Annotated in this window: 28 protein-coding genes and 1 tRNA gene; 18 read left to right on the plus strand and 11 right to left on the minus strand. The window is 65.9% G+C overall.

Annotation, left to right across the window (positions count from 1 at the left end):
- Positions 1-80 precede the first annotated feature (80 nt).
- The 5 genes from EOHIBHHM_RS13450 (at position 81) to EOHIBHHM_RS13470 (ending at position 2,468) form a co-directional block, all read left to right on the plus strand.
- The gene (locus EOHIBHHM_RS13450; RefSeq protein WP_497251395.1) at positions 81-1,016 is read left to right on the plus strand and encodes a DMT family transporter; all 936 of its coding nucleotides are present in this window, start codon (positions 81-83) and stop codon (positions 1,014-1,016) included.
- A 57-nt stretch (positions 1,017-1,073) separates the two neighbouring features.
- Entirely contained in the window at positions 1,074-1,313 is a 240-nt protein-coding gene (locus tag EOHIBHHM_RS13455; RefSeq protein ID WP_497251397.1) for a glutaredoxin family protein, read from the plus strand.
- A complete protein-coding gene (locus EOHIBHHM_RS13460) occupies positions 1,310-1,843 on the plus strand; it encodes a cob(I)yrinic acid a,c-diamide adenosyltransferase (protein WP_497251399.1) in 534 nt (177 codons plus the stop codon). The genes EOHIBHHM_RS13455 and EOHIBHHM_RS13460 overlap by 4 nt, the downstream gene beginning before the upstream one ends.
- Before the next feature lie 241 nt (positions 1,844-2,084).
- A complete protein-coding gene (locus tag EOHIBHHM_RS13465; protein ID WP_497251401.1) occupies positions 2,085-2,345 on the plus strand; it encodes a DUF7553 family protein in 261 nt (86 codons plus the stop codon).
- Between the two features lie 48 nt (positions 2,346-2,393).
- Positions 2,394-2,468, plus strand: a tRNA-Val gene (locus tag EOHIBHHM_RS13470).
- 192 nt (positions 2,469-2,660) lie between these two features.
- Here EOHIBHHM_RS13470 and EOHIBHHM_RS13475 read toward each other — a convergent pair.
- Positions 2,661-2,861 carry a hypothetical protein gene (locus tag EOHIBHHM_RS13475; RefSeq protein ID WP_497251403.1) on the minus strand — a complete coding sequence of 67 codons (201 nt, stop codon included), beginning with the start codon at positions 2,859-2,861 and terminating at the stop codon, positions 2,661-2,663.
- Positions 2,862-2,864: 3 nt separating this feature from the next.
- Entirely contained in the window at positions 2,865-3,035 is a 171-nt protein-coding gene (locus tag EOHIBHHM_RS13480) for a hypothetical protein (protein WP_497251405.1), read from the minus strand.
- A 581-nt stretch (positions 3,036-3,616) separates the two neighbouring features.
- On the opposite strand from EOHIBHHM_RS13480, the gene EOHIBHHM_RS13485 reads away from it, so the two are divergent.
- The 6 genes from EOHIBHHM_RS13485 (at position 3,617) to EOHIBHHM_RS13510 (ending at position 7,191) form a co-directional block, all read left to right on the plus strand.
- Positions 3,617-5,425 carry an aldehyde ferredoxin oxidoreductase family protein gene (locus tag EOHIBHHM_RS13485; protein WP_497251407.1) on the plus strand — a complete coding sequence of 603 codons (1,809 nt, stop codon included), beginning with the start codon at positions 3,617-3,619 and terminating at the stop codon, positions 5,423-5,425.
- Positions 5,418-6,164 (plus strand): DUF7124 domain-containing protein, encoded by a 747-nt coding sequence (locus tag EOHIBHHM_RS13490; protein WP_497251409.1) that lies wholly within the window; start codon positions 5,418-5,420, stop codon positions 6,162-6,164. Before EOHIBHHM_RS13485 ends, EOHIBHHM_RS13490 begins: the two co-directional genes overlap by 8 nt.
- 54 nt (positions 6,165-6,218) lie before the next feature.
- The gene (locus EOHIBHHM_RS13495) at positions 6,219-6,479 is read left to right on the plus strand and encodes a hypothetical protein (protein ID WP_497251411.1); all 261 of its coding nucleotides are present in this window, start codon (positions 6,219-6,221) and stop codon (positions 6,477-6,479) included.
- 1 nt (position 6,480) lies between these two features.
- Entirely contained in the window at positions 6,481-6,624 is a 144-nt protein-coding gene (locus EOHIBHHM_RS13500; protein WP_497251413.1) for a hypothetical protein, read from the plus strand.
- Complete coding sequence (locus tag EOHIBHHM_RS13505; protein ID WP_497251415.1) at positions 6,621-6,959, plus strand: hypothetical protein; 339 nt, start codon at positions 6,621-6,623, stop codon at positions 6,957-6,959. The genes EOHIBHHM_RS13500 and EOHIBHHM_RS13505 overlap by 4 nt, the downstream gene beginning before the upstream one ends.
- Positions 6,960-7,023: 64 nt before the next feature.
- On the plus strand, positions 7,024-7,191 hold the full coding sequence (locus tag EOHIBHHM_RS13510; protein ID WP_497251417.1) for a hypothetical protein: 168 nt from the start codon (positions 7,024-7,026) through the stop codon (positions 7,189-7,191).
- Between the two features lie 12 nt (positions 7,192-7,203).
- On the opposite strand, the gene EOHIBHHM_RS13515 is transcribed toward EOHIBHHM_RS13510, so the two are convergent.
- Together EOHIBHHM_RS13515 and EOHIBHHM_RS13520 are read right to left on the minus strand one after the other, a co-directional pair.
- Positions 7,204-7,833: a TorD/DmsD family molecular chaperone gene (locus tag EOHIBHHM_RS13515; protein WP_497251419.1), complete on the minus strand. Its 630-nt coding sequence runs from the start codon at positions 7,831-7,833 to the stop codon at positions 7,204-7,206.
- Complete coding sequence (locus EOHIBHHM_RS13520; RefSeq protein WP_497251421.1) at positions 7,833-9,953, minus strand: hydrogenase iron-sulfur subunit; 2,121 nt, start codon at positions 9,951-9,953, stop codon at positions 7,833-7,835. The genes EOHIBHHM_RS13515 and EOHIBHHM_RS13520 overlap by 1 nt, the downstream gene beginning before the upstream one ends.
- Positions 9,954-10,191: 238 nt before the next feature.
- On the opposite strand from EOHIBHHM_RS13520, the gene EOHIBHHM_RS13525 reads away from it, so the two are divergent.
- From EOHIBHHM_RS13525 to EOHIBHHM_RS13540, 4 genes are read left to right on the plus strand one after another with little or no spacing between them, the layout of a single operon-like run.
- Entirely contained in the window at positions 10,192-13,449 is a 3,258-nt protein-coding gene (locus EOHIBHHM_RS13525; protein WP_497251423.1) for a formate dehydrogenase subunit alpha, read from the plus strand.
- 2 nt (positions 13,450-13,451) lie between these two features.
- Positions 13,452-14,120, plus strand: a complete 669-nt coding sequence (locus EOHIBHHM_RS13530; protein ID WP_497251425.1) for a 4Fe-4S dicluster domain-containing protein — start codon at positions 13,452-13,454, stop codon at positions 14,118-14,120.
- Positions 14,117-14,554, plus strand: coding sequence for a hypothetical protein (locus tag EOHIBHHM_RS13535; RefSeq protein WP_497251427.1), 438 nt, complete (start codon positions 14,117-14,119; stop codon positions 14,552-14,554). The genes EOHIBHHM_RS13530 and EOHIBHHM_RS13535 overlap by 4 nt, the downstream gene beginning before the upstream one ends.
- Positions 14,554-15,561, plus strand: a complete 1,008-nt coding sequence (locus EOHIBHHM_RS13540) for a cytochrome b/b6 domain-containing protein (RefSeq protein WP_497251429.1) — start codon at positions 14,554-14,556, stop codon at positions 15,559-15,561. Before EOHIBHHM_RS13535 ends, EOHIBHHM_RS13540 begins: the two co-directional genes overlap by 1 nt.
- An 83-nt stretch (positions 15,562-15,644) precedes the next feature.
- On the opposite strand, the gene EOHIBHHM_RS13545 is transcribed toward EOHIBHHM_RS13540, so the two are convergent.
- Positions 15,645-16,049 (minus strand): hypothetical protein, encoded by a 405-nt coding sequence (locus EOHIBHHM_RS13545; RefSeq protein ID WP_497251431.1) that lies wholly within the window; start codon positions 16,047-16,049, stop codon positions 15,645-15,647.
- 115 nt (positions 16,050-16,164) lie between these two features.
- Between EOHIBHHM_RS13545 and EOHIBHHM_RS13550 the strand changes: the two genes are divergently transcribed.
- Both EOHIBHHM_RS13550 and EOHIBHHM_RS13555 read left to right on the plus strand, forming a co-directional pair.
- Entirely contained in the window at positions 16,165-16,356 is a 192-nt protein-coding gene (locus tag EOHIBHHM_RS13550; RefSeq protein ID WP_497251433.1) for a hypothetical protein, read from the plus strand.
- A 112-nt stretch (positions 16,357-16,468) separates the two neighbouring features.
- The gene (locus EOHIBHHM_RS13555) at positions 16,469-16,762 is read left to right on the plus strand and encodes a DUF7577 domain-containing protein (protein ID WP_497251435.1); all 294 of its coding nucleotides are present in this window, start codon (positions 16,469-16,471) and stop codon (positions 16,760-16,762) included.
- Positions 16,763-17,176: 414 nt separating this feature from the next.
- Here EOHIBHHM_RS13555 and sucD read toward each other — a convergent pair whose 3' ends face one another.
- The 3 genes from sucD to EOHIBHHM_RS13570 form a co-directional block, all read right to left on the minus strand.
- Positions 17,177-18,046: a succinate--CoA ligase subunit alpha gene (gene sucD, locus EOHIBHHM_RS13560; protein WP_497251437.1), complete on the minus strand. Its 870-nt coding sequence runs from the start codon at positions 18,044-18,046 to the stop codon at positions 17,177-17,179.
- The gene (sucC, locus tag EOHIBHHM_RS13565) at positions 18,043-19,188 is read right to left on the minus strand and encodes an ADP-forming succinate--CoA ligase subunit beta (RefSeq protein ID WP_497251439.1); all 1,146 of its coding nucleotides are present in this window, start codon (positions 19,186-19,188) and stop codon (positions 18,043-18,045) included. The genes sucD and sucC overlap by 4 nt, the downstream gene beginning before the upstream one ends.
- A gap of 105 nt (positions 19,189-19,293) precedes the next feature.
- Positions 19,294-19,488, minus strand: coding sequence for a hypothetical protein (locus EOHIBHHM_RS13570; RefSeq protein ID WP_497251441.1), 195 nt, complete (start codon positions 19,486-19,488; stop codon positions 19,294-19,296).
- A gap of 85 nt (positions 19,489-19,573) precedes the next feature.
- On the opposite strand from EOHIBHHM_RS13570, the gene EOHIBHHM_RS13575 reads away from it, so the two are divergent.
- Complete coding sequence (locus EOHIBHHM_RS13575; RefSeq protein WP_497251443.1) at positions 19,574-20,353, plus strand: SDR family NAD(P)-dependent oxidoreductase; 780 nt, start codon at positions 19,574-19,576, stop codon at positions 20,351-20,353.
- 4 nt (positions 20,354-20,357) lie between these two features.
- On the opposite strand, the gene EOHIBHHM_RS13580 is transcribed toward EOHIBHHM_RS13575, so the two are convergent.
- From EOHIBHHM_RS13580 to EOHIBHHM_RS13590, 3 genes are all read right to left on the minus strand, one after another.
- Positions 20,358-20,540 carry a hypothetical protein gene (locus tag EOHIBHHM_RS13580; RefSeq protein WP_497251445.1) on the minus strand — a complete coding sequence of 61 codons (183 nt, stop codon included), beginning with the start codon at positions 20,538-20,540 and terminating at the stop codon, positions 20,358-20,360.
- Positions 20,541-20,651: 111 nt separating this feature from the next.
- The gene (locus EOHIBHHM_RS13585) at positions 20,652-21,539 is read right to left on the minus strand and encodes a carbohydrate kinase family protein (protein WP_497251447.1); all 888 of its coding nucleotides are present in this window, start codon (positions 21,537-21,539) and stop codon (positions 20,652-20,654) included.
- Between the two features lie 146 nt (positions 21,540-21,685).
- Positions 21,686-21,985 (minus strand): DUF7526 family protein, encoded by a 300-nt coding sequence (locus EOHIBHHM_RS13590; protein ID WP_497251449.1) that lies wholly within the window; start codon positions 21,983-21,985, stop codon positions 21,686-21,688.
- Between the last annotated feature and the right edge of the window lie 76 nt (positions 21,986-22,061).

The following is a 22,061-nucleotide window of genomic DNA, read 5'->3' on the forward strand; positions in this document are numbered from 1 at the left end:
CGATAAACGTTCGAGTGCGATACAGAGTCCTGCCGAGGCGAACAGACAGTCTATTCACCTCCGACGCGAACGCTCGAGTGATGAGACGGTATCGGAACGCGTCGTTGTTCTCGTTGCTCTCTTTGGTGTGGGGGTCGGCGTTCGTCGTCACGAAGGTCGGTCTCGACTACCTCCCGCCCGCGCTCTTTGCGGCGGTCCGGTTCGACCTCGCTGCGGTCGTCCTGTTCGGCGTCGCAGCCGTGCGAGACGACCGACTGTGGCCTCGGTCGCGAAGGGACTGGCGGCAGATCGCGACCGGCGGAGCGCTGCTCATCGGTGCCCACCACGCGCTTCTCTTCGCCGGTCAGCAGTACGTCCAGAGCGCGGTCGCGGCTGTCCTCTTGGGGTTGATCCCGGTCATCACGCCGGCGCTGGCGCGTACGGTCTCGTCGTCGGAACGGCTGTCACCGAGCGGCGTCGCCGGCGTCCTCCTCGGGTTCGTCGGCGTCGTCGTCATCGCCGACCCGGACCCGTCGAACCTGCTGTCGGCGAACCTGTTGGGTGTGGGGCTCGTGTTGGGGTCGGCAGTGGTGTTCGCCGTCGGAGCGGTGCTGACACACGACGGCGAGTCGTCGCTGCCGGCGCTCGCGCTGCAGGCGTGGATGATGTTGGTCGGTGCGGGGTTGCTCCACTTGACGAGTGCGGTACTCCCGACCGAGTCGTTCGCGAGCGCCCAGTGGACGTTCGACGCGATCGCGGCACTGATCTACCTGAGTGTCGTCGCCGGCGCGATGGGGTTTTTCCTCTACTTCGCTCTTCTGGACGCAATCGGCCCCATCGAGATGAGCCTCATCGAGTACGTCATCCCGCTTTTCGCTGCGCTCGCCGGGTGGGCGGCGCTCGGCGAGACGCCGACTGTCACCACGGCCGTCGGCTTCGTCGTCATCTTCGTCGGGTTCTCGCTGTTGAAGTTCGACGCGTTGGTTCGGGAACTTCGGCGCGTCTACCGGGTCGTCCGCCCCGAACGGAACGCGTGAGCGCCGGCCGGTCGCCGCTGGCCGAACTTACTTCCCCCACCCGTTCCAACGGGAGGTATGTCCATCACGCTGTACGCACTCGATGGCTGTCCGTACTGTGAGACGGTCCACGACGCCCTCGAAGCGCACGACGTCGAGTACGAGACCGAGTGGGTCGAGGGGCTGCACTCCGAACGCGACGAAGTGAAACGGGTGAGCGGTCAGCGCGGCGTTCCGGTGCTCGTCGACGAGGACCGCGGCGTGACGATGGCCGAGAGCGAGAAGATCGTCGAGTACGTCGAGACGAGTCTCGCATGACGATCTACACCGGTCGCGGCGACGCGGGGTCGACCGACCTCCGCGACATGAGTCGCGTCTCGAAGACGAACCCGCGGATTGAGGCGTACGGCACCGTCGACGAGGTGAACGCGCTCGTCGGAACGGTCCGACCGACCGGCTACGACGACGTCGACGAGCAGTTGACGGGGATCCAGAACCGACTTCACGTCGTCCAGGCGGACCTCGCGAACCCCTCACCCGACGAGGACGACCCACAGATCCGCGAGGAGCACGTCGACGAACTCGAAGACTGGATCGACGAGGCCGACGAGGAGCTCGACGCACTTCGGTCGTTCATCCTCCCCGGTGGGAGCGACGCGGGGGCGAAACTCCACCACGCGCGAGCGGTCTCGCGTCGTGCCGAGCGCCGCGTCGTCGCGCTCGCGGCAGAGGAGTCGATCAACGAACTGACCGTCGCCTACCTCAACCGCCTCTCGGATGCGCTCTTTACGCTCGCGCGGTTGGTCAACAAGCGCGACGGCCAGCGCGAAGACACGCCGACCTACTGACGCGACCGACAGAGTCCGGTCTCGTCCGGTGAGGTCGGTTCAGAAGAGACCCGTTCGGACCGGATGATGCCCACGGTCGAACCGGGTCGGGACAGACTCGGTGTACACCTTCCGTGTGACACCGTGGTTTAGGGTAGCCTAATCTAACGCATAAACGTGTCGGTTTAGGCCCGCCTAAAACCAACAGCCTGGATGACAACTGCCCGCAAGGAATATATCTGTCGTCTACCTAAGGACGAATATGAACCGTCACTTCAGCGACGCGTGGTACTACCTGAAACGAGCGGGGTCGCACCTCCGGTCGGGGGTCGCCGAAGAACTCGCTCCGGTCGGCGACCGGGTCCGGAAGGCCACCGGCCGTGAGAGAGAGCCCGAACCGAAGCGGATGGAGAAGGTCCAGAAGGAGCTCCGACGCGCAGAGGGGCGAGGGAAAGACGCGCTGAAGGGTGCCAAAGGTCGCATCGACGAGTACCGTGGGAACACGGTCGCCGCCAACGAGTGACTGAACAAGGTAACCCTTAAGTGTCGAAGCGGGGTACGATGGTTTGCCGGGTTGGTGGTCTAGCCAGGTTATGACGGCTCCTTCACACGGAGCAGGCCGGCGGTTCGAATCCGCCCCAACCCACTTCTGATTCCTCGCAACGACGAGCGCAGCGAGGAGTCCGTGGAATCGAAGTAGGGAAGACGATTCGAAGCAGGGAACGAAGCGAGCGCCAGCGAGCGGAGTGACCGAGGTTCGAATCCGCCCCAACCCACTCGTCCTCTCGACGCTAAAGGAGTAGCCGGGCGTCCGACCGAAACCGAAGCGACGACCCGCTCAGTCAGACGTCGGTCGCATCGGCGGTTGGCCGAAGTGGACGTGGCACGCCAGCCACGGGACGTTGGTGATCCGCCGACACGGCGTCCCGTCTTTGCACTCGCGGTAGCAGATGTGGTAGCCGTCGCTGTTTCGCGGCGGAGACGTGTCGTCTTCTGTCGCGTCTCTGTCGGTCGCGTCGTATCGCAGTGTACTCGACATTTGTTATCGGGAGCGTTCCCCGAGTTGCGAGAGCAGTTCGTCGGTGACCGCGCTCTTTCGGTGGTCGACCATGAGGTGTTCGCGGAGATCTTCTCGCCGGTCGTAGTCGTGCCTGCAGAGCGGACACGTCACGAGACCGTCCAGTGACACGTCGTCGCACGTTCCCGATTTCATGTTGGTATTACCTTGTGTTATTCATGTGTAATAAACACTCGTATCAGACGGATTCGAAGACAGTTCGAACTTCGATGGGACCGCGGCCGCGTATCGAGGCCAGACGAGGGACCGATCACCGCTCGGCGAGACACCGCGTGACGACTGCGTTTCTGACATGGGTTTCGAGAGGCGGTGGTAATCTGTGCGACGTGTTCCCTGTAGATAGTCCTCCGAGACGGACCTGAATCGTACCCCTGAGTGATCATGCACAGTATAGTCTCCAGAGAACGCTCGACGAGCGAGAGGCGACAGACCTGTCGCGGTACGGCCCGGCTCGCCGCAGAGCAGTGAGTGGCCGAACGAACAGCAGATCTCGCCGAGAGTGGACGCTTGTCTTTCCTTCGTCCTCATACATTTAGTTAGGCAATTATTTAGGCAAGTATCTACATATCTAAATAGATAGTAGGCGACCTCACTGGTGGGAGTCTCGACTATCGGTCGAATCGGAGTCGAAGCCGGACCGCGGGTGACGGCGTCGTCTCCGGCAACAGGGTTCACGGCGGTAACCCTTAACCGGCCGAGACGGGAACAGAGAGTGAATGGGACGGTCGTCTCTCCTCCACATCGATCTCGGTACGCAGACGGTTCACGAAGAAGCCGTCCCGGAGCGGTGGCTCCGCGAGTACGTCGGCGGCAAGGGGCTGGGCGCACGCTACCTCTACGAGGACGTCCCCGCCGGGGCCGACCCCCTCGGCCCCCACAACCGACTCGCGTTCATGCTCGGACCGCTCTCGGGAGCGCTCCCGGGCGAGACCCGGTACGCCGCGATCACGAAGTCGCCGCTGACGGGCGCGTTCCTCGACTCGTACAGCGGTGGGACGTTCCCCGAGCGACTGGCCGGGTCGCTGGGAGACAGTCTCGGCCTCCTCGTCGAGGGGCGAGCGACCGAACCGGTGGTCGTCGTCGTCGAGGACGGCGGCGCTCGCGTCGAACCGGCCGACGAGGTGTGGGGAGCAGACACCGTCGAGACCGACGCGGCGTTCCCCGATGCGGCCGTCGCGTGCATCGGCCCCGCGGGGGAACAACTGGTGGAGTACTCGACGATCGCCTCCGACGGGGGTGATCACCACGCCGGTCGCGGCGGGGCGGGCGCAGTGATGGGTGCCAAGCGGTTGAAGGCCGTCGTCGCTCGCGACGCGCCGCCGGAGACGCCGCCGGAACTCGAACGACTCCACGAGGCCGACGACGCGGCGTTCGCCGACGGCGACACCGGCAGATGGCTCACCGCGGGCGAGACGCTGGAGTCGGTCGACTTCGCCGACGAGGTCGGCGTCCTCGCCACCGAAGGATGGCAGGGCGGACAGTTCGGGGGACTCGACGGGATCGGCATCGAGGCGGCCCGCGAGGCTGCCGTCGGGCGGGAGAACGCCGACGACTCGGTCCCCGGCGGGTTCCGCGTCGACACCGACGAGGGCGAGAGCGTCCCCCGCGGTGCGGCCCCGATGACGCTCGGTGCGGGCCTCGGCATCGACGACTTCGACGTCGTCGCGACGCTCGGAGCGACCTGCGACCGACTCGGGGTCGACGTCATCAGCGCGGGCAACGCCGTCGCGTGGGCCATCCGAGCCAGCGCCGCCGACCGGATCGACGCCGACGTCTCGTTCGGCGACGGCGAGGCGGCCCGCACGTTGATCGAACGCATCGCCCAGCGGGCGGACCCCGTCGCCGACGCGCTGGCCGACGGCGTCGACGCCGCCAGCGACCGCTTCGGCGGCGAGTACATCCCGACGGTGAAGTCGATGGCCGTCCCGTCGTACGACCCGCGCGGGGCCGTGGCGATGGCGCTGGCCTACGCGACGAGCGACCGCGGCGGCTGTCACCGTCGGGCGCGTCCCGTCGAGCGCGAGGCGTTCGCCCGCGACGACTGGACGACGGCCGACCGCGTCCGCGCGGTCGTCACCGCGCAGAACGCACGGTCGGTGCTCTGGAGCCTCGTCGCCGACGACTTCGCGGGCGAGACGCTGTGGAGTGACCTCGGCCGCGAGTGGCTCGCCGCCGTGGGCGCGGAGTACGACCCGGCGGAGCTCCGAGACGCCGGGCGACGAATCTGGACGCTCGTCCGTCTGTTCAACGCTCGCGAGGGGTTCGCCCGTGCGGAGGACGAACTGCCGGCCGTGTTCCGCCAGCCGCTGGAGACGGGGCCGGCGGCCGGTCGGCGCATCGACCCCGAGGGGTTCGAGCGGTTGCTCGACGCCTACTACGCCGCCCGCGGATGGGGCAGCGACGGCCTCCCGACGGCGCGGACGGTCGACCGACTCGACCTCGCGGACGTCGTCGACGCCGACACGCCGCTGAGTAACGACGACCCGACACGTACCACCCGACCGACGGAGCCTACCGATGACTGACCGAATCGACCTCGACGACCTCGACGTATCGACCGACGACGACGAACCCGAACCGAACCGCGGCGACTGGTTCTGGAAGGGCGAGGGAGCGCCCGAATCGGAGCCGGCTGCCGAGAGCGGTGGGGGAGAGACCGACGACGCGGCGACCGCCCGGACGGACGCGACGAGCGAACCACTCGCGGGCGAACCGAACGCGCCAAGTGAACCGGACGCGGGCGACGGAGCGGCGAGCGGGTCGGCGACTCCACGCGTCCCCCGCGCCGACGACGACAAGCCGGTCGGCGTCCCGATGGACGCCGGCGGCGGCGGTGGGGTGGCCGCACAGAACCGCGGCGACGACCCCGGCGAGGCACCCTACGGCGACCCGTACGGCGGGACGACCGCCGAGATGACGCTGGCGTTCACCTACGAGGCGGTCCAGCGGCTCGAGATGCTCCACGCGGCGCTCGCGGACGCCGAGACGTGGACCGACTACGTCGGGCTCGTCGGCGAGGTGCCCGCCCACGTGTTGAACAAGTTCCAGCGGGACGAGCGACTCGATCTGGACTTCTTCAACGGCGGCGGGATGGGGCCGGCGGAACGACTCGCGGAGGTCAACAGCCACTCGATGTTCTACGCCGACCGGATGGTCGTCGTCGGCGTCGACGGCGAGTCGTGGATCGCCGAGGAGGCCGGCTGGGAGTTCGTCGACGTGGTCGACGCCGCCGCGAAGGCCGACTGGCCGCTCGTCGACGAGTGACGAATCGGAGCGGGTGCCACAAGCTTTTGGTCGCTGCCGTGTCACGGTCCGACTATGAGTTTTCGAACCGCGGTGAGCCAGTCGAACGTGCTCCCGTTCGCCGTTCTCGGGGCGGTCGGGTGGCTCGGATTGACCGCCCTGCAGATCGTCGGGACGATGCAACCGCTCTGGGGCGGCGAGATCGCCGGGCAGACGGCCGTCGCAGGTCTCGTCGGTGGGATCGTCATCGCCGTCTCGATCGGACTGCTCGTCGTCCTGCTCGGCGAACTGGGTGAACGACGGCCTGGCCCACAGACGTGGCCGCCGGAGGAGTAGCGTGACGCAGTTCGAGTGCACCGAGTGTGGTCAGCTCGGACGGTTCACCGCGATGGATCGATCGTCGTTCGAGATGGAGTGTCCCGCCTGCGAGGAGCGGACGCTCTGGACCGTCGCCTTCGAGGGCGAGGGGGTGACGTTTTGATCCGCATCCCCATCACCGACCGGTTCCGCGAGGCGGCCGCCGAGTGGGGCAACGATCGCCTCATGAGCGAGACGGACGCCATGGAGGCGAAAGCCGAGCAGGCGCTGCTGGAGATCGAGCATCTGGCCTCCGGCGCGAACGAGGTCGTCTTCGAGGTCGACGCCGAGGCCGAGGTCATCCGACACGAACCGAGCGACGACCTCGCGCGGTTCCTTTCGGCCCAGTCGGCCGAGTCCGGCGTCGACGAGGAGACGGCGATGCGGCTCTACGTCGACCTCTTCTCGCGGACGTTCCTCGACTCCGACCTCCACCGGCCGCCCGACCAGCCGAAGTGACGCGCCGGCGGGTTCGGAGTCGCGGGCCCAACGGCTTAAGGGAGCGGCAGCCGAGCGTTCTGACATGGGACACGAAGACACCGGGTGGCGGCCGAAAGGTGTCGAACCGTACAAGGGACACGACATCTGGGAGTACAAGATCGGTCCTCACGAAGTGAACGAAGGCGAGGTCGACGGCGACATCTCCTTCGACGACGTAGACGAAGCAGAAGCAGAAACAGAAGACGAGTAGTCGGACCCCTTTTCAACGCGCCATCTGCGCGACGAGTTCGTCCTCGAACTCGACGAGTCCGCGGAGGACGAGCGCCGCCGCCCTGAACAGGTCGTGGTCGGTCTCCGCGAGCACGTCGTCGACGAAGTCGTCGACCCACGCCGTGAGATGCTCGTCGAGGAAGACCCGCTCGTAGCCGAACGCCTCTTCTGCGCCCGTCGCCTGCCGGCCGATAATCCACCGGAGGAAGGCGAGTTCGACCGCGACGAAGTCGTTCTCCTCGGCGTAGTCCTCCGGCGGTTTCCACCCCGCGGCGGCGTAACTCGCCTCGACGTCCGCCAGCCCTTGTCCGAGGTAGTCGGTGTCCTCGCGGTAGTAGCTCTCGTGCGGCAACACCGGCGGGCGCGGACCGACGAACAGGCGGGTGTACTCGACCTCTAGCTCCTCGTGGACGTCGTCGAGGTCGCGTCCGCGGTTCGTCTCGACGAACTCGCCGAGCGCGTCGAACCCCTCGTCGAGGGCGTCGTTGACGCGCTGGTCCGGGACGGCGACCGCGTCGGAGAGGAGTCGGTCGACGAACTGCCGGTCGGGGACGTCCCAGAACACCTCGACGACGAAGTCGACGAGTTCCGTCCGCGCGTCGTAGACGGCGCTGTCGTCCATCACTGACCCCCCTGCTCGAACATGAGCGTCGCACGGCACTCTGCGCAGTACTCGAAGATGCTGTGGTCGCTGTCGGGGGCGATCCCGTCGACGAGGTGACCGACGTCGTCCATCACCTTCTCTGCGGACCCCTGGCTGGTAAAGGGTTTCCCACAGCGGACGCACTCGAGCATCTCGCCCTCGTAGACGGTGCTCCAGCGCTCGCCGTCGCGGTTCTCCGGCAGGAGCCCGAGATCCAGTCCGTCGTGCATCGTGATCGCCGTCTCGGGACAGCCCTCCTCGCACAGCCCGCAGTTGACGCAGTCCTCGTGGTCGAACTGCAGGTTCCCGTCGTCGGTCCGGCGGATGGCGTCGGTCGGACAGAGCGTCGAACAGGTCGGCGTGAGGTTGCACGCCTCCGAGACCTCCATCCGGCCGAAGTTCTCCAGCCCGCGGATCACGTCGCGTTCGGGGGCGACGTGCTCAAGGATGGCGCGGACGCTCTCCAGCGCCCAGTCGTGGTTGTTGTACTCGGGGTTCGGTTTCTCGTCGCGGACGACGCCGGTCGACTCGTGTTCACCGGGCGGGACAGACGTCGCCTCGAGGTCGTCGACGAACGTGTCGAGTTCCGCGACGAACTCCTGCGGTTCGCCCGCCTCTGGCGCGAGGAAGGTGACGCGTTCGCCGAGACCGAGGTCGGTCGTCGCCCGGTTGAGTCGCTCGACGAGCGCCGCCTTCGGGTCCGGGCCGGAGTGGAGACACGACGAGCCGCAGCCGACGACGGCGACCCCGTCGGCACCGGCGGCCAGCGCGTGCATCACGTGTGCTTCGCCCACCGTGTCGGTGCAGTTGACGCGGACCGGGAGCACCGGCGCGTACGAGAGGTCGTCGCCGACGGCCGACTGTCGACCGTACTCGCGGAGCGCGTCGGCCGCGTGCTCCGAGCAGACGAAGGCGACGACGGGCGTCTCGATCCCCTGCTGTCCCCGGTCGAACAGCCACCCGCTGCCGCTCTCTTCGGCGTCGAGCAGCGCCTCCACCTCGCGGGCGATCCGCCGGTTGGAGGGTTCGCGCAACTGGACGGCACCGGTCGGACAGGAGCTCGTGCAGGCCCCGCAGTTCATGCAGGCCACCTCGTCGAACTCGACTTCGTCGACGGCGGGGCGGTCGACGGCGTCGTGCGGGCAGGCGTCGGTACAGGCGGTACACCCCTGCTGGCTCGACTCGCCGGCCGCACAGACGTCCATCTCCAGATCGAGGAACTTCGGCTTCTCGACGCCGCCGAGGTGGTGTTCGACGCTGGCGACGGTGCCGGCGTCGACGGGACCGGTGTAGAACCCGATCCGGCCGCCGCGGGTCGCCTTCGAGGCACCGGGGTAGACGACCTGATCGACCTCGAGTTGCCGGCGAACGCCGCCGGTGTCGATGGCGTCGGTCGGACAGCAGTCGAGCCACTCGCCGTCGGGCGCGTCCGGCGCGATGTCGACCGGGCGGGCGGTGACTGCTCCGTCGGGCCCCTGTTCGACGCACTCCATACAGGAGATGCAGTCCTCCGTGACGTGCGCCTTGAGCGTGAGCGTGAACTCGCCGAACTCGCCGCCGACGCCGACGACGCGGCCGCGTTCGAGGTCGACGTCCTCGAGCCCGGAGACGCCGGCGAACTCCCGACCGTCCGCGACGAGCGTCACGTCGGCCGTGTCCGCGAGCGCGGCCGCAGTCTCGGCGTCGCCGACGACGGCGACGCGATCGCCGGCGGTCTGCGAGACGTAGCGACTCGACGCCTCCTCCTGCAGCCCGGCGGTGGTCGCGTTGATGAGTCGCGCGGTTTTGTCTGTGGCCTCGGCCGCCGAGTGGACCCAGTCGGTCTGTTCGCGGTGGTCGACGAAGGCGGTCGCCTCCGGATGGAGCCCCTTCTCCTCGGCGAGCGCCCGCACCCGCCGTTTGCAGCCCTCGTCGGTCGCCGTCACGACCAGCTGGTCGAGGTCGTACTCGTCGACGAGTGCGCCGACCGCGTCGAGCCCGTCCTGACAGAGGAGACGCGAACTGGCGACTACCTCGACGTCGCGAACTCCCTCCCGGACCCCCTCCAGATCGAGCTCACAACTCCCCCCACAGGAACAGACGAATGCACCGACGTTCATTGCAAGTCTCTCACCGCCACCACAGCCAAAGGGCTTGCGTAACGCTACGGTTCTGCCGAGATATTCTTGCGATACACTAAATATATTTTTTACAATATATAAGCAGGTAATTCCAGCCGGTAACAATCGTCGATTGCCGGTAAAGAATTTTGGCGGCCACTACTTTGATTATCTATCCTCCTGTTGGACGCGTTAGCAGAGACGTCTTCGCGGAGCCGGAATGCGCGGAAGTAAATCTATGAGCACTGAACCAGTTTCACTCGACTTAGACAGGCGCTCGTTCATGAAGGCGAGTGCCCTCGCAGGGGGGATCGCCCTCGGTGGTGGCGGCGCGGGGCACGCACTCGCGGCGAGCGACGAAGAGGCAGACGGACAGGACACCGACACAGAACTCACGAAGAGCATCTGTAACTTCTGTGCGGTCGGCTGTGGGTTCCGGGCCGAACGTGACGGCAACGCGTTCGTCGGGCAGGAGCCGTGGCACGAACATCCGGTCAACAACGGGTCGCTCTGTTCGAAGGGTGCTGCCATCTACGGCAGCGAGCACTCCGAGCGACGGCTCAAACATCCGATGGAGAAACAGAACGGCTCGTGGCGCAAGCTCTCGTGGGACAACGCCTACGAGAAGGTCGCGAGCGAACTCAACCGTATCAAAGAGGAGTACGGCCCCGACAGCGTGATGTGGATGGGGAGCGCCCACCACTCCAACGAGGAGGCCTACGCGTTCCGCAAACTCGCGTCGTTCTTCGGGACGAACAACGTCGACCACCAGGCGCGCATCTGTCACTCCACGACCGTCGCCGGGCTGGCGAACACGTGGGGGTACGGGGCGATGACCCAGACGATCAACGACTACCGGAACTTCGATCTCAACCTCATCATCGGGCAGAACCCCGCCGAGGCCCACCCCATCGCGATGCAGCACATCCTCGAGGGGCAGCGACGCGGCGGCACCATCGTCTCGGTCGACCCCCGGTTCACCAAGACGTCGGCGCACGCCGACTACTACTACCGGATGCGACCCGGGACGGACGTCGCGCTCATGATGGGGCTCATGCGCTATCTGCGCGAGCAGGGCGAGCTCGACCAGGAGATGCTCGACGAGCGCGTCATGGGGTGGCCGGACGTCGACGAGGAGCTCGACGACTACGACCTGGAGACGGTCGCCGACATCACCTGGATGTCCGTCGAGCAGATCGAGGAGCTCGGCGACCTCGTCATCGAGAACAAGCCGAACGTCCAGATCGAGTGGGCGATGGGCGGCACTCAGCACAACAACGGGACGCAGAACATCCGTTCGTACGCGCTGATGTCGCTGGCGTCGGGGTCGGCCGCCCGGTCGGGCGGTGGCCTCCAGGTGATGCGCGGACACGCCAACGTCCAGGGGGCGACCGACCTCGCCGTGGCCAGTCACATCCTCCCGGGGTACTACTCCGTCGGGTCGCCCGGGTCGTGGCAGTACTGGTGTGACGTCTGGTCGAAGAGCCCCTACACGAGCGGGACGGTCGACTTCCGCGAGCTGTACGAGGAGTACGACAAGATGCCGAAGGAGCTGTACAGCCAGAAGACCTCGTACGTCGACTACAAGAAGGCGGGGAACCCCGAGTCCGCCAACTCCGGCGGAAACGACCAGACCGGCGAGTCGTTCCCGAGTAAGCGGTCGATGATGTTCCAGAGCGGACTGACCGTCGCTCGCTGGTTCGACGGCGCGCTCCCGAAGAAGGACCGCCTCGTCGACTCGGAGCTCTACCAGCAAAACGAGCTAAAGGCGGTCGTCATCTGGGGACACTCGGCGAACTCCATCTCCGAGATGGACAAGATGAAGGAGGCGATGGACAACCTCGACCTGGTCGTCATCGTCGACCTGTTCCCCTCCGTCGCGAGCGTCATGCCGGACCGCGACAACGTGGTCGTGCTCTCGGCGTCGAGCCAGTACGAGCACCACCGCTCGCTGACGAACTCCCACCGGGCGGTCCAGTGGAGCGACCCGGTGCGGCCGCCGTCGGGCAACACCCGCCCGGACATGCAGATCATCCAGGAACTCGCCGACCGACTCGGCTTCGGCGAGCACTTCGACTGGGGGTCGGGGTCGAAGATCTACAACGGGAAGTCCACGTATCAGGAGGCGCTCCGCGAGGTCAACCTCGGGGTCCGCACCATCGGCTACCAGCAGGACCCCGAACGACTCGAGCGCCAACGCGAGTTCGACTACGCGTTCAGTCCGGAGACGACCAAGTGCGAAGAGGAGGGGCTGCCGGTCACCGGCGAGTACTGGCAGCTCCCGTGGCCGTGTTGGGGCGAGGGACACCCCGGGACGCCGATCATCTGGAACGACGACATGGACCCACGGGAGGGCGGGCACGACTTCCGCGCCCGCTGGGGCATCGACGGCCCCACCCCCGACGAGTGGGAACAGATGAAGACCGACAACCCCTACCCGATGCAGGCGACCGTCGACCAGGAGGGCGAGGACGGACTCAACCTCCTCAGAGACCCGTACGAACCCGACTGGTGGGACAGTACCATCCACGGCGTCCCCCAGTATCCCGGGTTCACGACGACGCTGCCGCCGGACTACACTAACCCCGACGCGCTGAGCCTCCCGATGAAGTACGCGCTCGATCCGACGAAGTCGGTCTACGACACGGCGGTCGCGATGAACGAGCAGTACGGGACGAACTACGACGAGGAGTTCTACCAGCAGTACGACTACAAGCAGCCGGACGCCCCGACCGGGCGTGGCCGGGCGCGCGCCGTCGCGTGGAACTTCATGGACCCGGTGCCGGTCCACCGCGAACCGATCGAGAGTCCGCGACCCGACCTCGTCGAGCAGTGGCCGGCCAACGGGAAGCAGACCAACTTCTTCCGACTCGACCAGAACAACGCGGTCGTCCAGAAGGAGGCCACCGCGAAGGCGACCAAACAGGAGGTCAACACGGTGCTCACCTCCGGACGACAGGTCGAACACCAGGGTGGCGGGGCGGAGACGCGGTCGAACATCTTCACCGCCGACCTCCAACCGCACATGTACGCGGAGATTCACCCGAAGATGGCCGACAATCTCGACGTCGACGGCGGCGATCTCGTCGTCGTCTCGACGACGGACCGCGGGTCGATACTGGTGAAGGCGCGGGTGACTCACCGCCCCAACGAGAAGGAGACGTTCCTCCCGTACCACTGGGGCGGTGTCTGGCACGGCAAGAGTCTCGAGTCGGAGTACCCCGAGGGCTATCTACCGTACGCCATCGGCGACTCGGTCAACCTCGTCACGGCGAAAGGGTACGACGTCGAGACGCAGATGCAGGAGACGAAGGCGGCGCTGTGTCGCGTCGAGAAGGCGACGCCGGAGCTCGTCAACGAGCTGAGCATGAAGCCGATCGCGAAGGGCGGTCTCGACGACGAGGCCGACCTCTCGAAGCTGGAGTTCCCGCAGGACCGCAACGGCGTCGGCCAACAGAAGAACTTCGACGTGCGTGACAACAGCACGATTCAGTGACAATGTCGACAGAACAAAACCAGGAAGTGATGCGCGACGGTGTCATGAGCACCGGCGAAGACACGCGCATCTTCCCCGACGTAGAAGCGTGTATCGACTGCGGCGGCTGTGTCGTCGCGTGCAAGCGAACGTGGGACATCGACCGAGGCGAACAGCGCATCAGCATCTCGACGATGCTGGAGGGGCAGGAGGGAGCGAAAGGGCTGAACGCCAAGAGTTCACAGGCGCTCGAACAGGGGAAGTCGCCCGGCGAGACGAGCGTCCCGATGCAGTGTTACCACTGTGACAACGCCCCCTGCGTGTCGGTCTGCCCCGTCGACTCGCTGGTCAAGAAGGACAACGGGTTCGTCGAGGTTCGCGAGAACCTCTGTGTCGGCTGCCAGTACTGTCTGTCGGCCTGCCCGTTCGGTGCGCCGCAGTTCCCCGAGTCCGACGAGGGGGCGGCCCAGCTGTTCGGGAGCGGCGGGACGATGGACAAATGTACGATGTGCGAGGACCGACAGGACGTCGGCAAGGGGCCGGCGTGTGCCGAGGAGTGTGCGACCGACGCCATCCTCGTCGGCAAGACGAGCGAGATCGCCGACGAACTCGACCGCCGCGACAGCAAGCCGTTCTTCAACGAGAAGGCGATGACCGTCATCTTCGGCGACGAAGCGGAGGCGTTCGAATGAGCGACCTCCCCGAGACGAGCGACTACAGCCGACTGAGCATCGCCGTCAACGCCGTCGTCGCTATCGCGGTCACCGTGGTCGTCCTCTGGTTGGCCAGCGGGTTCGCGGTCAACTTCGAGGCGCTGTTCCGCGTCAGCCCGACCGTCGACGGCGGCGGCGTCGGCGCGAACTGGGAGTCCGGCAACGAGATCGGCTGGCTGGTCGCCGCGATCAAGATCGTCCACCTCGCCGACGTGGTGATGGGTGCGTTCATTCTCCTGATGGTGTTCGTCCACTGGGGGGCGTTCCGCCGACTGGCCGCCCGGATGCGACCGCCGGGCGGGACTCGCGCCGCAGGCGACGGGGCCGTCACCGACGGCGGTCGCGTCGACGGCGACGAAGCTCGGTCCGCGACGAGCAGTGACGACAGCGGCGCGAGCAGAGGTGACCGCTGATGGGGACGAACCTCGACCACGGGAAGTTCACCAAGATGACGACCACGTTCCACACGCTGCTCGCGTTGGACGTGTTCATCCTGTTCTTCTCGGGGTACAGTCTCATGTTCAACGACGAGCTGTGGTGGATGGTGCTGTTGATGGGCGGCAACACGGGCGTGCTCGCGGTCCACCGACTCGCCGGTGCGGGTCTGCTCAGCCTCATCGTCTTCTGGATGCTGATGATGGTGACGACCAGCACCGGGCGGAGCAACTTCCGCGAGATCCTCCCGACCAAGGGTGACATGGTAGCGTTCGTCCAGGACATCAAGTTCGTCCTCGGTCGTGCGGACGAGCGGCACCCGAACGCCCGCCAGTTCGCCGGGTACAAATCGGACGACGTCCCGCTGCTGTCGTACATCGGCAAGGGCGTCGTCTTCATCTTCGCGACGGAGCTGACGCTCCTGAGCATCTCCGGGATCCTCATCTGGAGCAAGACCGGTGTGATGGGCCTCTTGGCGACCAAGACCGCCGCGACGGCGTTCGTCGTCTTCCACGGACTGCTCGGCGTCATCATGCTGATGGGTGTGATGTTCCACATCTTCGAGCACAGTTTCCACCCGGCGTTCTTCCCGGTGGAGGTCAAGGCGTTCATCTCCCGGGACAAGATTCCCGAGTCGCACGAACACGACGACGCAGAGACGACCGGTATCGAGAAACTCAGCCTGTCGCGTCACTGGGGGTGGTCGACGCACGTCGTGGGAGCGATGGTCGTCATCGGCATCGTCAGCGTCATGCTCGGCAGTATCTTCGACTCCGGCTACCCCGTCCCGACGGAGCTGGCCGTCGGCGGGGGGCCGAGCGGCCTGCTGATGACAATCGGGATCAACGTCGGCGTGGTCGTGTTGTTCCTCGGGATGGTGCTACAGATGTACGGCAATCTGCTGCGCGTGCGCTGGGAGAGTCAGCTGAGCGAACGGACAGCGCGGACGAGAGCGGCCGACGGCGGCAACCGAAGCGACGACTGACTGACACGCGTCGCTCTTTTCTTTGTCGACACTGACGTCTGCGACGACTATCGACTCTCTCGGACGGCGTGAAAGCGAGTAGGTCAGTAACCGCCGACGAGGTCGAGACTCTCCTCGGAGAGGTCGACTTCGACGTCCTGTCGCGTGTGCGTGCCGATCTGTTCGATGTTTCGGGTCAGCACCTCCAGGATGTCTTTCGGTTCGGGGTAGACGAGCATGTTGCCGTCGTCGTCCTCCATCACCAGTTGGGTGTCGGCGAGTGCGATCTGGTTGTTCTCGATGCTCGCGACGACCGCCGGTAGCGCCTCAGCGCCGCCACCGTCGCCCTCGGCGACGCGCGTGATGTAGATGCCGTCGATCCCGATGAGGTCTTTGTACTCGCGGACGCGCTCCGCACAGGTGACCATGTCACGGGTGACCGCCGTCTTCTGGGGGTTGCCGTGTTCACCCTCGTAGCAGTGCTTGCAGACCCGCAGTTCCATACGCATGTGGGACAGAACTGGGGTTCCGCGGCTAAAACAGTTGGCAAGTCGGGAGTCGTAAGAGCCAGCGGGACGTGCCGACGACCGGAGCTTTTTGCACGTTCGCCGAGAACCGGCCGGTATGGCTGGACTCCTCAACATCGTCTACAGCGTGGGTATCCTCGTCGTCACACTGGGCCTCGGGTTCGGGGCTCTCTGGGTGACGCGAGACGACGACCGACTCGTCAACGGACTGCCGACGAGCGCGACGCTGCTCGTGTTCGGCGCGTTCGCCGTGTTCCTCGTCGCACTGGTCACGAAGTACGCGTTCTGAAGCGGCGTTCCGAAGCGACCGCTGTCGCCGCGAGTGACGACACGTCGACGTCGGTGAGCGGCATGGTGTGTGTCACCGTCACACACAAGGTCGCCCGTTCCCAGTACTGTACATGGAACTCGCGTTCCGCCTGTTCGTCGCAGCGGTCGTCGTCGTCGCTCCCTCTGCACTCTTCGTCGGTCTGTGGCACGGTTTGCACGCGCTCCGCGACGACCGTCTCGTCGCTCGGATGGAAGAGCACACACGCGAATCGGAACGTCGGTCGACGCCGACGCCGGCGTCGCTCCTCCCGGTCGGTGACGGTGCCCCCGCTGCCCGACACTCGACGGGTCCCTGTGACTCCTGTGGCACTCTGAACCCAAAGGGCGTCACGTTCTGTCACGAGTGTCTCTCCAAGCTGCGTTGACGACAGTTATGTATTGTTTCTGTTCGTTTACGTCTGTGACACACTGTCGTGAGACGAACAATGCTTACAGACAGCCGTTTCAGCGCCTTTGAACACGGTCTTTCACACGTGGACAACCGTGACATACGTGTCAGGAGAACGTAAAACTCATATTCGAGTAAACCCTCGGTGTAGATATGCACTGGACGCACAAGCGAAACCAGACGAAGGCAGAGCACAAGAAAGAAGAGTCCCGCAGCGGGACGAAGTGGTCGTTCGTCGCGGCGACGATCGTCGCGGCGTAGACGACGAAGCCGACGCTGATTCTCTCTCTCCTCTCGACGCTCACCGCAGCGAGCGGTATAGCTGTGGCTCGCGGACGGTGAACAGAGGCGAGGAACGCGAAGAGCGGGAAGAACGAACCCTCGGCGGGTCCTACAGGAAGCTCTCGATGTGGTCTGCGACCTCCTCGGGGGTGTCGCCGACCGGGACGCCCGCGTCGTTCAGCGCGTCGATCTTGGACTCGGCCGTGCCGGTCCCGCTGCCGGAGACGATGGCGCCGGCGTGACCCATGCGCTTGCCCGGCGGGGCGGTACGACCCGCGATGAAGCCGGCGACGGGCGTGTCCATGTTCTCGGCGATGAACTTCGCGGCCTGCTCCTCGTCTTCGCCGCCGATCTCACCGCACATGACGACGGCTTCGGTCTCCTCGTCGGCCTCGAACAGTTCGAGGGCGTCGACGAACGAGGTGCCGATGATGGGGTCGCCGCCGATGCCGACGGCCGTGGTCTGGCCGATGCCGCGCTGGGTGAGGTTGTCGACCACCTGGTACGTCAGCGTCCCCGAGCGGGAGACGAGTCCGACGTTGCCGTCGCTGAAGATGTTGCCCGGCAGGATGCCGAGTTTCGCCTCGCCGGGCGTGATGATGCCCGGACAGTTCGGGCCGAGCAGGCGCGTGTCGGTCTCCGAGAGGCGCTTGTTCACCTTGGCCATGTCCTGCGTCGGGATGCCCTCGGTGATGGCGACGACGAACTCGAGGTCCGTGTCGAGCGCCTCGAAGACGGCGTCGGCCGCGAACGACGGCGGCACGAAGACGACCGAGGCGTCGGCGTCCTCCTTCTCGACCGCTTCGTCGACCGTGTCGTAGACGGGAACGCCGTGGACCTTCTGTCCACCTTTGCCGGGGACCGCCCCGGCGACGACGTTCGTCCCGTACTCCATCATCTGTTCGGTGTGGAACTTCCCTTCCCCACCGGTGATGCCCTGTACCACGACGCGCGTGTCGTCGTCGACGAGAATACTCATTCGTTTGCCTCCTCAGCGTTCTTGACCGCACGCTGTACGGCGTCTTCGAGTGTCTCTTCTACTTCCACGAGGTCGGTGTTGAGGATCTCCATCCCCTCCTCGGCGTTGGTGCCGGCGAGGCGGACGACGACCTTCTTCGGAATCTCGTCGAACGACTCCAGCGCCTCGTTGATCCCCTTTGCGACCTCGTCGCCGCGGGTGATGCCGCCGAAGATGTTGAAGACGACCGCATCGACGTTCTCGTCGGAGAACACCATGTCCAGCGCGTTCGCCACGCGCTCGGCCTTCGCGCCGCCGCCGATGTCGAGGAAGTTGGCGGGCTTCCCGCCGTAGTGGTCGACGAGGTCGAGCGTCGTCATGACGAGCCCCGCACCGTTGCCGATGATGCCGACGTTGCCCGAGAGACGGACGTAGTCGAAGCCGTACTCGCCGGCCTTCCGCTCTAAGTCGTCCTCGTAGGTCTCCTCCTCCATCTCGGCGAGGTCGGGCTGGCGGAACAGCGCGTCGTCGTCGATGTTCATCACGGCGTCGGCCGCGACGACCTCGTCGTCCTCCGTGATCATCACGGGGTTGACCTCGATCTCCGAGGCGTCCTTGGACTCGTAGAGCTCGTAGAGCGTCGTGAGGATCGAGGCGACGTCGAGGGCGACCTCCTTCGGGATGCCGGCCTCGTAGCAGACCTTCCGGGCCTGGTACGGGTGCATGCCGAAGGCAGGGTCGACGTGCTCGCGGGCGATGGCGTCGGGGGTCTCCTCTGCGACCGACTCGATGTCGACGCCACCCTCCGTCGAGACCATCGCGACGGGTTTCCCCTCCGCGCGGTCCATCGTGACGCCGACGTAGAGCTCGTCCTTGAAGTCGACGCCGGCCTCGACGAGCACCTGTTCGACGGTGTAACCTTTGAGGTCCATCCCGAGGATGGAGTCGGCGGCCTCGCGGGCCTCCTCCTCGCTCGTCGCGATCTTGATGCCGCCGGCCTTCCCGCGGCCACCGACGTGAACCTGCGCCTTGATGGCTGCCGGGTAGCCGATCTCCTCAACGGCCGCCATCACTTCGTCGACGCTCGACGCGAGCCGGGAGTCAGGGACGGGGATCCCGGCATCGGCGAAGATATCCTTCGCCTGATATTCGTGAAGCTTCATGCGTCCGTAAGCGTGCGAGGTATGTGCTTAAATCCCATCCATCTCGGCCAAGATCTGCCAGAAAAGCCGCTCTCGGTTGCCGATTCTCTCGAGCCTTTACTCGGATCAGGGTTCCCATTTCGCCTCGGCGCGGACGACGCCGACGCCGCCGACGAGGACGCCGAGGACGACGAGGCCGACGGCCCCCAACACGACGTTCGCGCTGAGTTCGGGGTCCAGATACTCGACGGCGACGAGAGCGAGCGTTCCGGCGAACACGCCGAGACCGAACAACGACATGCCGACTCGTTTCAATCCCATTGAGGGGTGCTTCGCCGGGGGACGGCAAAGGCGTTCGGACTTCCCCCACCCCGTCACTTATGAGGCCGCTCCGTGACCCACAGCCATGACAGTTCTCGACCGGTTCAGACTGGACGGACAGACCGCGATCGTCACCGGCGGCAACCGCGGCATCGGCCGTGAGATCGCGGGGGCGCTCGCCGAGGCGGGCGCGGACGTCGTCGTCGCGAACCGCGACGCCGAATCGGGTCGGGAGGCCGCCGCCGAGATCGCCGATTCGACGGGCGTCGAGACGCTCGCGGTCCGGACCGACGTCGCCGACGAGGCGTCGGTGCGGGCGATGGTCGACGACGTCGTCGAGGCGTTCGGCGAGATCGACGTGCTCGTCAACAACGCGGGCATCGTGGTCCACGAGGCCGCCGAGACGATGACCGAGGAGGAGTGGGACTCGGTCGTCGACGTCAACCTCAAGGGGACGTTCCTCTGCTCGAAGTACGTCGGTCGGGAGATGATGGAGTCCGGCGGCGGATCCATCCTCAGCGTCTCCTCGATGTCGGCGCTCGTCGCCAACTACCCGCAGCGACAGGTCGCCTACAACGCCTCGAAAGGCGGCATCGAATCGTTCACCCGGCAACTGGCCTCCGAGTGGGCCGAACACGACATCCGCGTGAACACCGTCGCGCCCGGCTACATCCGCACCGACAACACCGACCAGGCCGACGCCGTCGACCCGGACATCGACGAGATCTGGAGATCCGAGATGCTGATGGACGAGATCGCCGGGCCGGAGGACGTCGCGCCGACCGCCGTCTTCCTCGCCAGCGACGCCTCGCGCTACATGACCGGCGCGTGCATCGTCGTCGACGGCGGGTACACGGTTCGGTGAGCTCTCAGGAGTCGTCCTCCAGGTCGGCGTAGAACCGCGTCAGTCCGCACTCCGGGCAGACGTGCGCTCGGACGCGGAGCGTCTCTTTCATCCCGAGCGACCCGAGCAACCCCTTGCGACGCTCGCCCGTCCGGAGCTTCAACACCTCTTCACCCGCGCCGACGACCACGGGTTGCGTTCGTTCCATCGTCACGCCACAGTCCGGACAGCGTCGTTGCGGGGAGAACGTCACGTCGAAGAGAACGAAGTCGTCGACGATAACTCTACGTTGCCGTCACCGTACTTGGGAGGCGACCGATCACGCGTCGCCGTAGCGACGTTCGTACTCGGCAGCCAGACGGTCGACCGAGAGGTCGGGGTGGGCGAGTTCCCACGACTCCACCGCGAGCCCACCGGCGAGCGTTCCCAGTCGCATGCAGGTTTCGAGGTCCTCGCCGTGGGCGTGGCCGTAGAGGAATCCCGACACGTAGGCGTCGCCGGCGCCGTTCGTGTCGACCATCTCGAACGATTCTGCGGGCAGGTCGACCCATCTCCCGTCGCTCGTGAGCGCCGTCGACCCCTCGTCCCCACGGGTGCAGACGACCAGTTCCGCACCGGCGTCGACCTGCTCGCGCATGAACTCGCTCGCGTCGTCGATCCCTTCCTCGCTCAGAAAGAGGTAGTCGGCGGCGTCGACGAACGCATCGAAGTGGGGGTCCTCGCCGTCGTAGTCGTGGACGTCGCACCAGACGGGCGTGTCGTGCCGCTCGGCCGCCGCGAGGAGCGGTCGAGTGTAGTCGACGGGGTTGACGACGAACGCGTCGCTGGTCGCGACGAGACCCTCGAGTCGGCCGTAGTCGACGTCGGGGTCCGGCGTCGCTTGGACGACGAAGACGCTGATGCGCTCGCCGTCGGCGTTCATCAGGTTGACGTGTCGCTCGGTGCCGTTCGGGTCGACGTCGTAGAGGAACGTCGCCGGCTCTGTGGCGAACGTCTCCTCGACGATCTCGCCGTAACGGTCCCGACCGATGGTGGCGTGGAACGTCACGTCTAGTCCCAGCCGTCCGAGGTTCATCGTCTTGCCCGCGCCGGTCGACCCGACCGTCTCCTGGTAGTTCCTCGCGCGGTGCGTCCCCGGTTCGGAGGGGAACTCGTCGAGGTAGACCATCGCGTTGTACGAACAGCCACCGGCGACGAACACGTCCATGCCGTCGGCTAGTCGAAACCGGGAGTTAGTCCTGCCGTTCCCGACGGGATATTCGTGTGACGAATAGCCGACGTCGCTGGTCCGCTTCTCGAAACGCGTGTGCGCCTCGAGATAAGTAGCGCGAAGAACGACCAAGACAGTCGCTTCTATGCGTCTGGTCCAGCGGCCGCTGTGACGTAGACGCCCTCCATATCCGTCTTCTCGACGGTCAGCGTCACTTCGTCGTCCTCCTCGACACGCCGGTCAGTCACGACAGTCACTACCTCGATCGGGTTGCGACGGACGAACGCCAGGAGAAGGTCCAGTATCGATGGGTGACCACCCTCCCGGAGTACGAGTACGTAGCGCGACTCGGCTAGCTCTCGGAGACCAGCCTCTAGGTCGTGCTTGCCCAGTTCATCCGGTGGGATGACGTGGAGGACGTCACCCTGAATCGTCTCGGTCATAGTGTCGAGACGAGGGGGGAGAAGAAAGAACGGTGTGCTATCGAACGAAGTCGAGACCGCCTCTCGTCTCGACATC

The sequence above is a fragment of the Halogranum roseipondis genome (genome assembly GCF_059695585.1).

Excerpts from the sequence above, each read along its gene's own strand:
- EOHIBHHM_RS13450 (WP_497251395.1), top strand. The coding sequence starts at position 81 with ATGAGACGGTATCGGAACGCGTCGTTGTTCTCGTTGCTCTCTTTGGTG.
- EOHIBHHM_RS13455 (WP_497251397.1), top strand. The coding sequence starts at position 1,074 with ATGTCCATCACGCTGTACGCACTCGATGGCTGTCCGTACTGTGAGACG.
- EOHIBHHM_RS13460 (WP_497251399.1), top strand. The coding sequence starts at position 1,310 with ATGACGATCTACACCGGTCGCGGCGACGCGGGGTCGACCGACCTCCGC.
- EOHIBHHM_RS13465 (WP_497251401.1), top strand. The coding sequence starts at position 2,085 with ATGAACCGTCACTTCAGCGACGCGTGGTACTACCTGAAACGAGCGGGG.
- EOHIBHHM_RS13475 (WP_497251403.1), bottom strand. The coding sequence starts at position 2,861 with ATGTCGAGTACACTGCGATACGACGCGACCGACAGAGACGCGACAGAA.
- EOHIBHHM_RS13480 (WP_497251405.1), bottom strand. The coding sequence starts at position 3,035 with ATGAAATCGGGAACGTGCGACGACGTGTCACTGGACGGTCTCGTGACG.
- EOHIBHHM_RS13485 (WP_497251407.1), top strand. The coding sequence starts at position 3,617 with ATGGGACGGTCGTCTCTCCTCCACATCGATCTCGGTACGCAGACGGTT.
- EOHIBHHM_RS13490 (WP_497251409.1), top strand. The coding sequence starts at position 5,418 with ATGACTGACCGAATCGACCTCGACGACCTCGACGTATCGACCGACGAC.
- EOHIBHHM_RS13495 (WP_497251411.1), top strand. The coding sequence starts at position 6,219 with ATGAGTTTTCGAACCGCGGTGAGCCAGTCGAACGTGCTCCCGTTCGCC.
- EOHIBHHM_RS13510 (WP_497251417.1), top strand. The coding sequence starts at position 7,024 with ATGGGACACGAAGACACCGGGTGGCGGCCGAAAGGTGTCGAACCGTAC.
- EOHIBHHM_RS13515 (WP_497251419.1), bottom strand. The coding sequence starts at position 7,833 with ATGGACGACAGCGCCGTCTACGACGCGCGGACGGAACTCGTCGACTTC.
- EOHIBHHM_RS13520 (WP_497251421.1), bottom strand. The coding sequence starts at position 9,953 with ATGAACGTCGGTGCATTCGTCTGTTCCTGTGGGGGGAGTTGTGAGCTC.
- EOHIBHHM_RS13525 (WP_497251423.1), top strand. The coding sequence starts at position 10,192 with ATGAGCACTGAACCAGTTTCACTCGACTTAGACAGGCGCTCGTTCATG.
- EOHIBHHM_RS13530 (WP_497251425.1), top strand. The coding sequence starts at position 13,452 with ATGTCGACAGAACAAAACCAGGAAGTGATGCGCGACGGTGTCATGAGC.
- EOHIBHHM_RS13535 (WP_497251427.1), top strand. The coding sequence starts at position 14,117 with ATGAGCGACCTCCCCGAGACGAGCGACTACAGCCGACTGAGCATCGCC.
- EOHIBHHM_RS13540 (WP_497251429.1), top strand. The coding sequence starts at position 14,554 with ATGGGGACGAACCTCGACCACGGGAAGTTCACCAAGATGACGACCACG.
- EOHIBHHM_RS13545 (WP_497251431.1), bottom strand. The coding sequence starts at position 16,049 with ATGCGTATGGAACTGCGGGTCTGCAAGCACTGCTACGAGGGTGAACAC.
- EOHIBHHM_RS13550 (WP_497251433.1), top strand. The coding sequence starts at position 16,165 with ATGGCTGGACTCCTCAACATCGTCTACAGCGTGGGTATCCTCGTCGTC.
- EOHIBHHM_RS13555 (WP_497251435.1), top strand. The coding sequence starts at position 16,469 with ATGGAACTCGCGTTCCGCCTGTTCGTCGCAGCGGTCGTCGTCGTCGCT.
- sucD (WP_497251437.1), bottom strand. The coding sequence starts at position 18,046 with ATGAGTATTCTCGTCGACGACGACACGCGCGTCGTGGTACAGGGCATC.
- sucC (WP_497251439.1), bottom strand. The coding sequence starts at position 19,188 with ATGAAGCTTCACGAATATCAGGCGAAGGATATCTTCGCCGATGCCGGG.
- EOHIBHHM_RS13570 (WP_497251441.1), bottom strand. The coding sequence starts at position 19,488 with ATGGGATTGAAACGAGTCGGCATGTCGTTGTTCGGTCTCGGCGTGTTC.
- EOHIBHHM_RS13575 (WP_497251443.1), top strand. The coding sequence starts at position 19,574 with ATGACAGTTCTCGACCGGTTCAGACTGGACGGACAGACCGCGATCGTC.
- EOHIBHHM_RS13580 (WP_497251445.1), bottom strand. The coding sequence starts at position 20,540 with ATGGAACGAACGCAACCCGTGGTCGTCGGCGCGGGTGAAGAGGTGTTG.
- EOHIBHHM_RS13585 (WP_497251447.1), bottom strand. The coding sequence starts at position 21,539 with ATGGACGTGTTCGTCGCCGGTGGCTGTTCGTACAACGCGATGGTCTAC.
- EOHIBHHM_RS13590 (WP_497251449.1), bottom strand. The coding sequence starts at position 21,985 with ATGACCGAGACGATTCAGGGTGACGTCCTCCACGTCATCCCACCGGAT.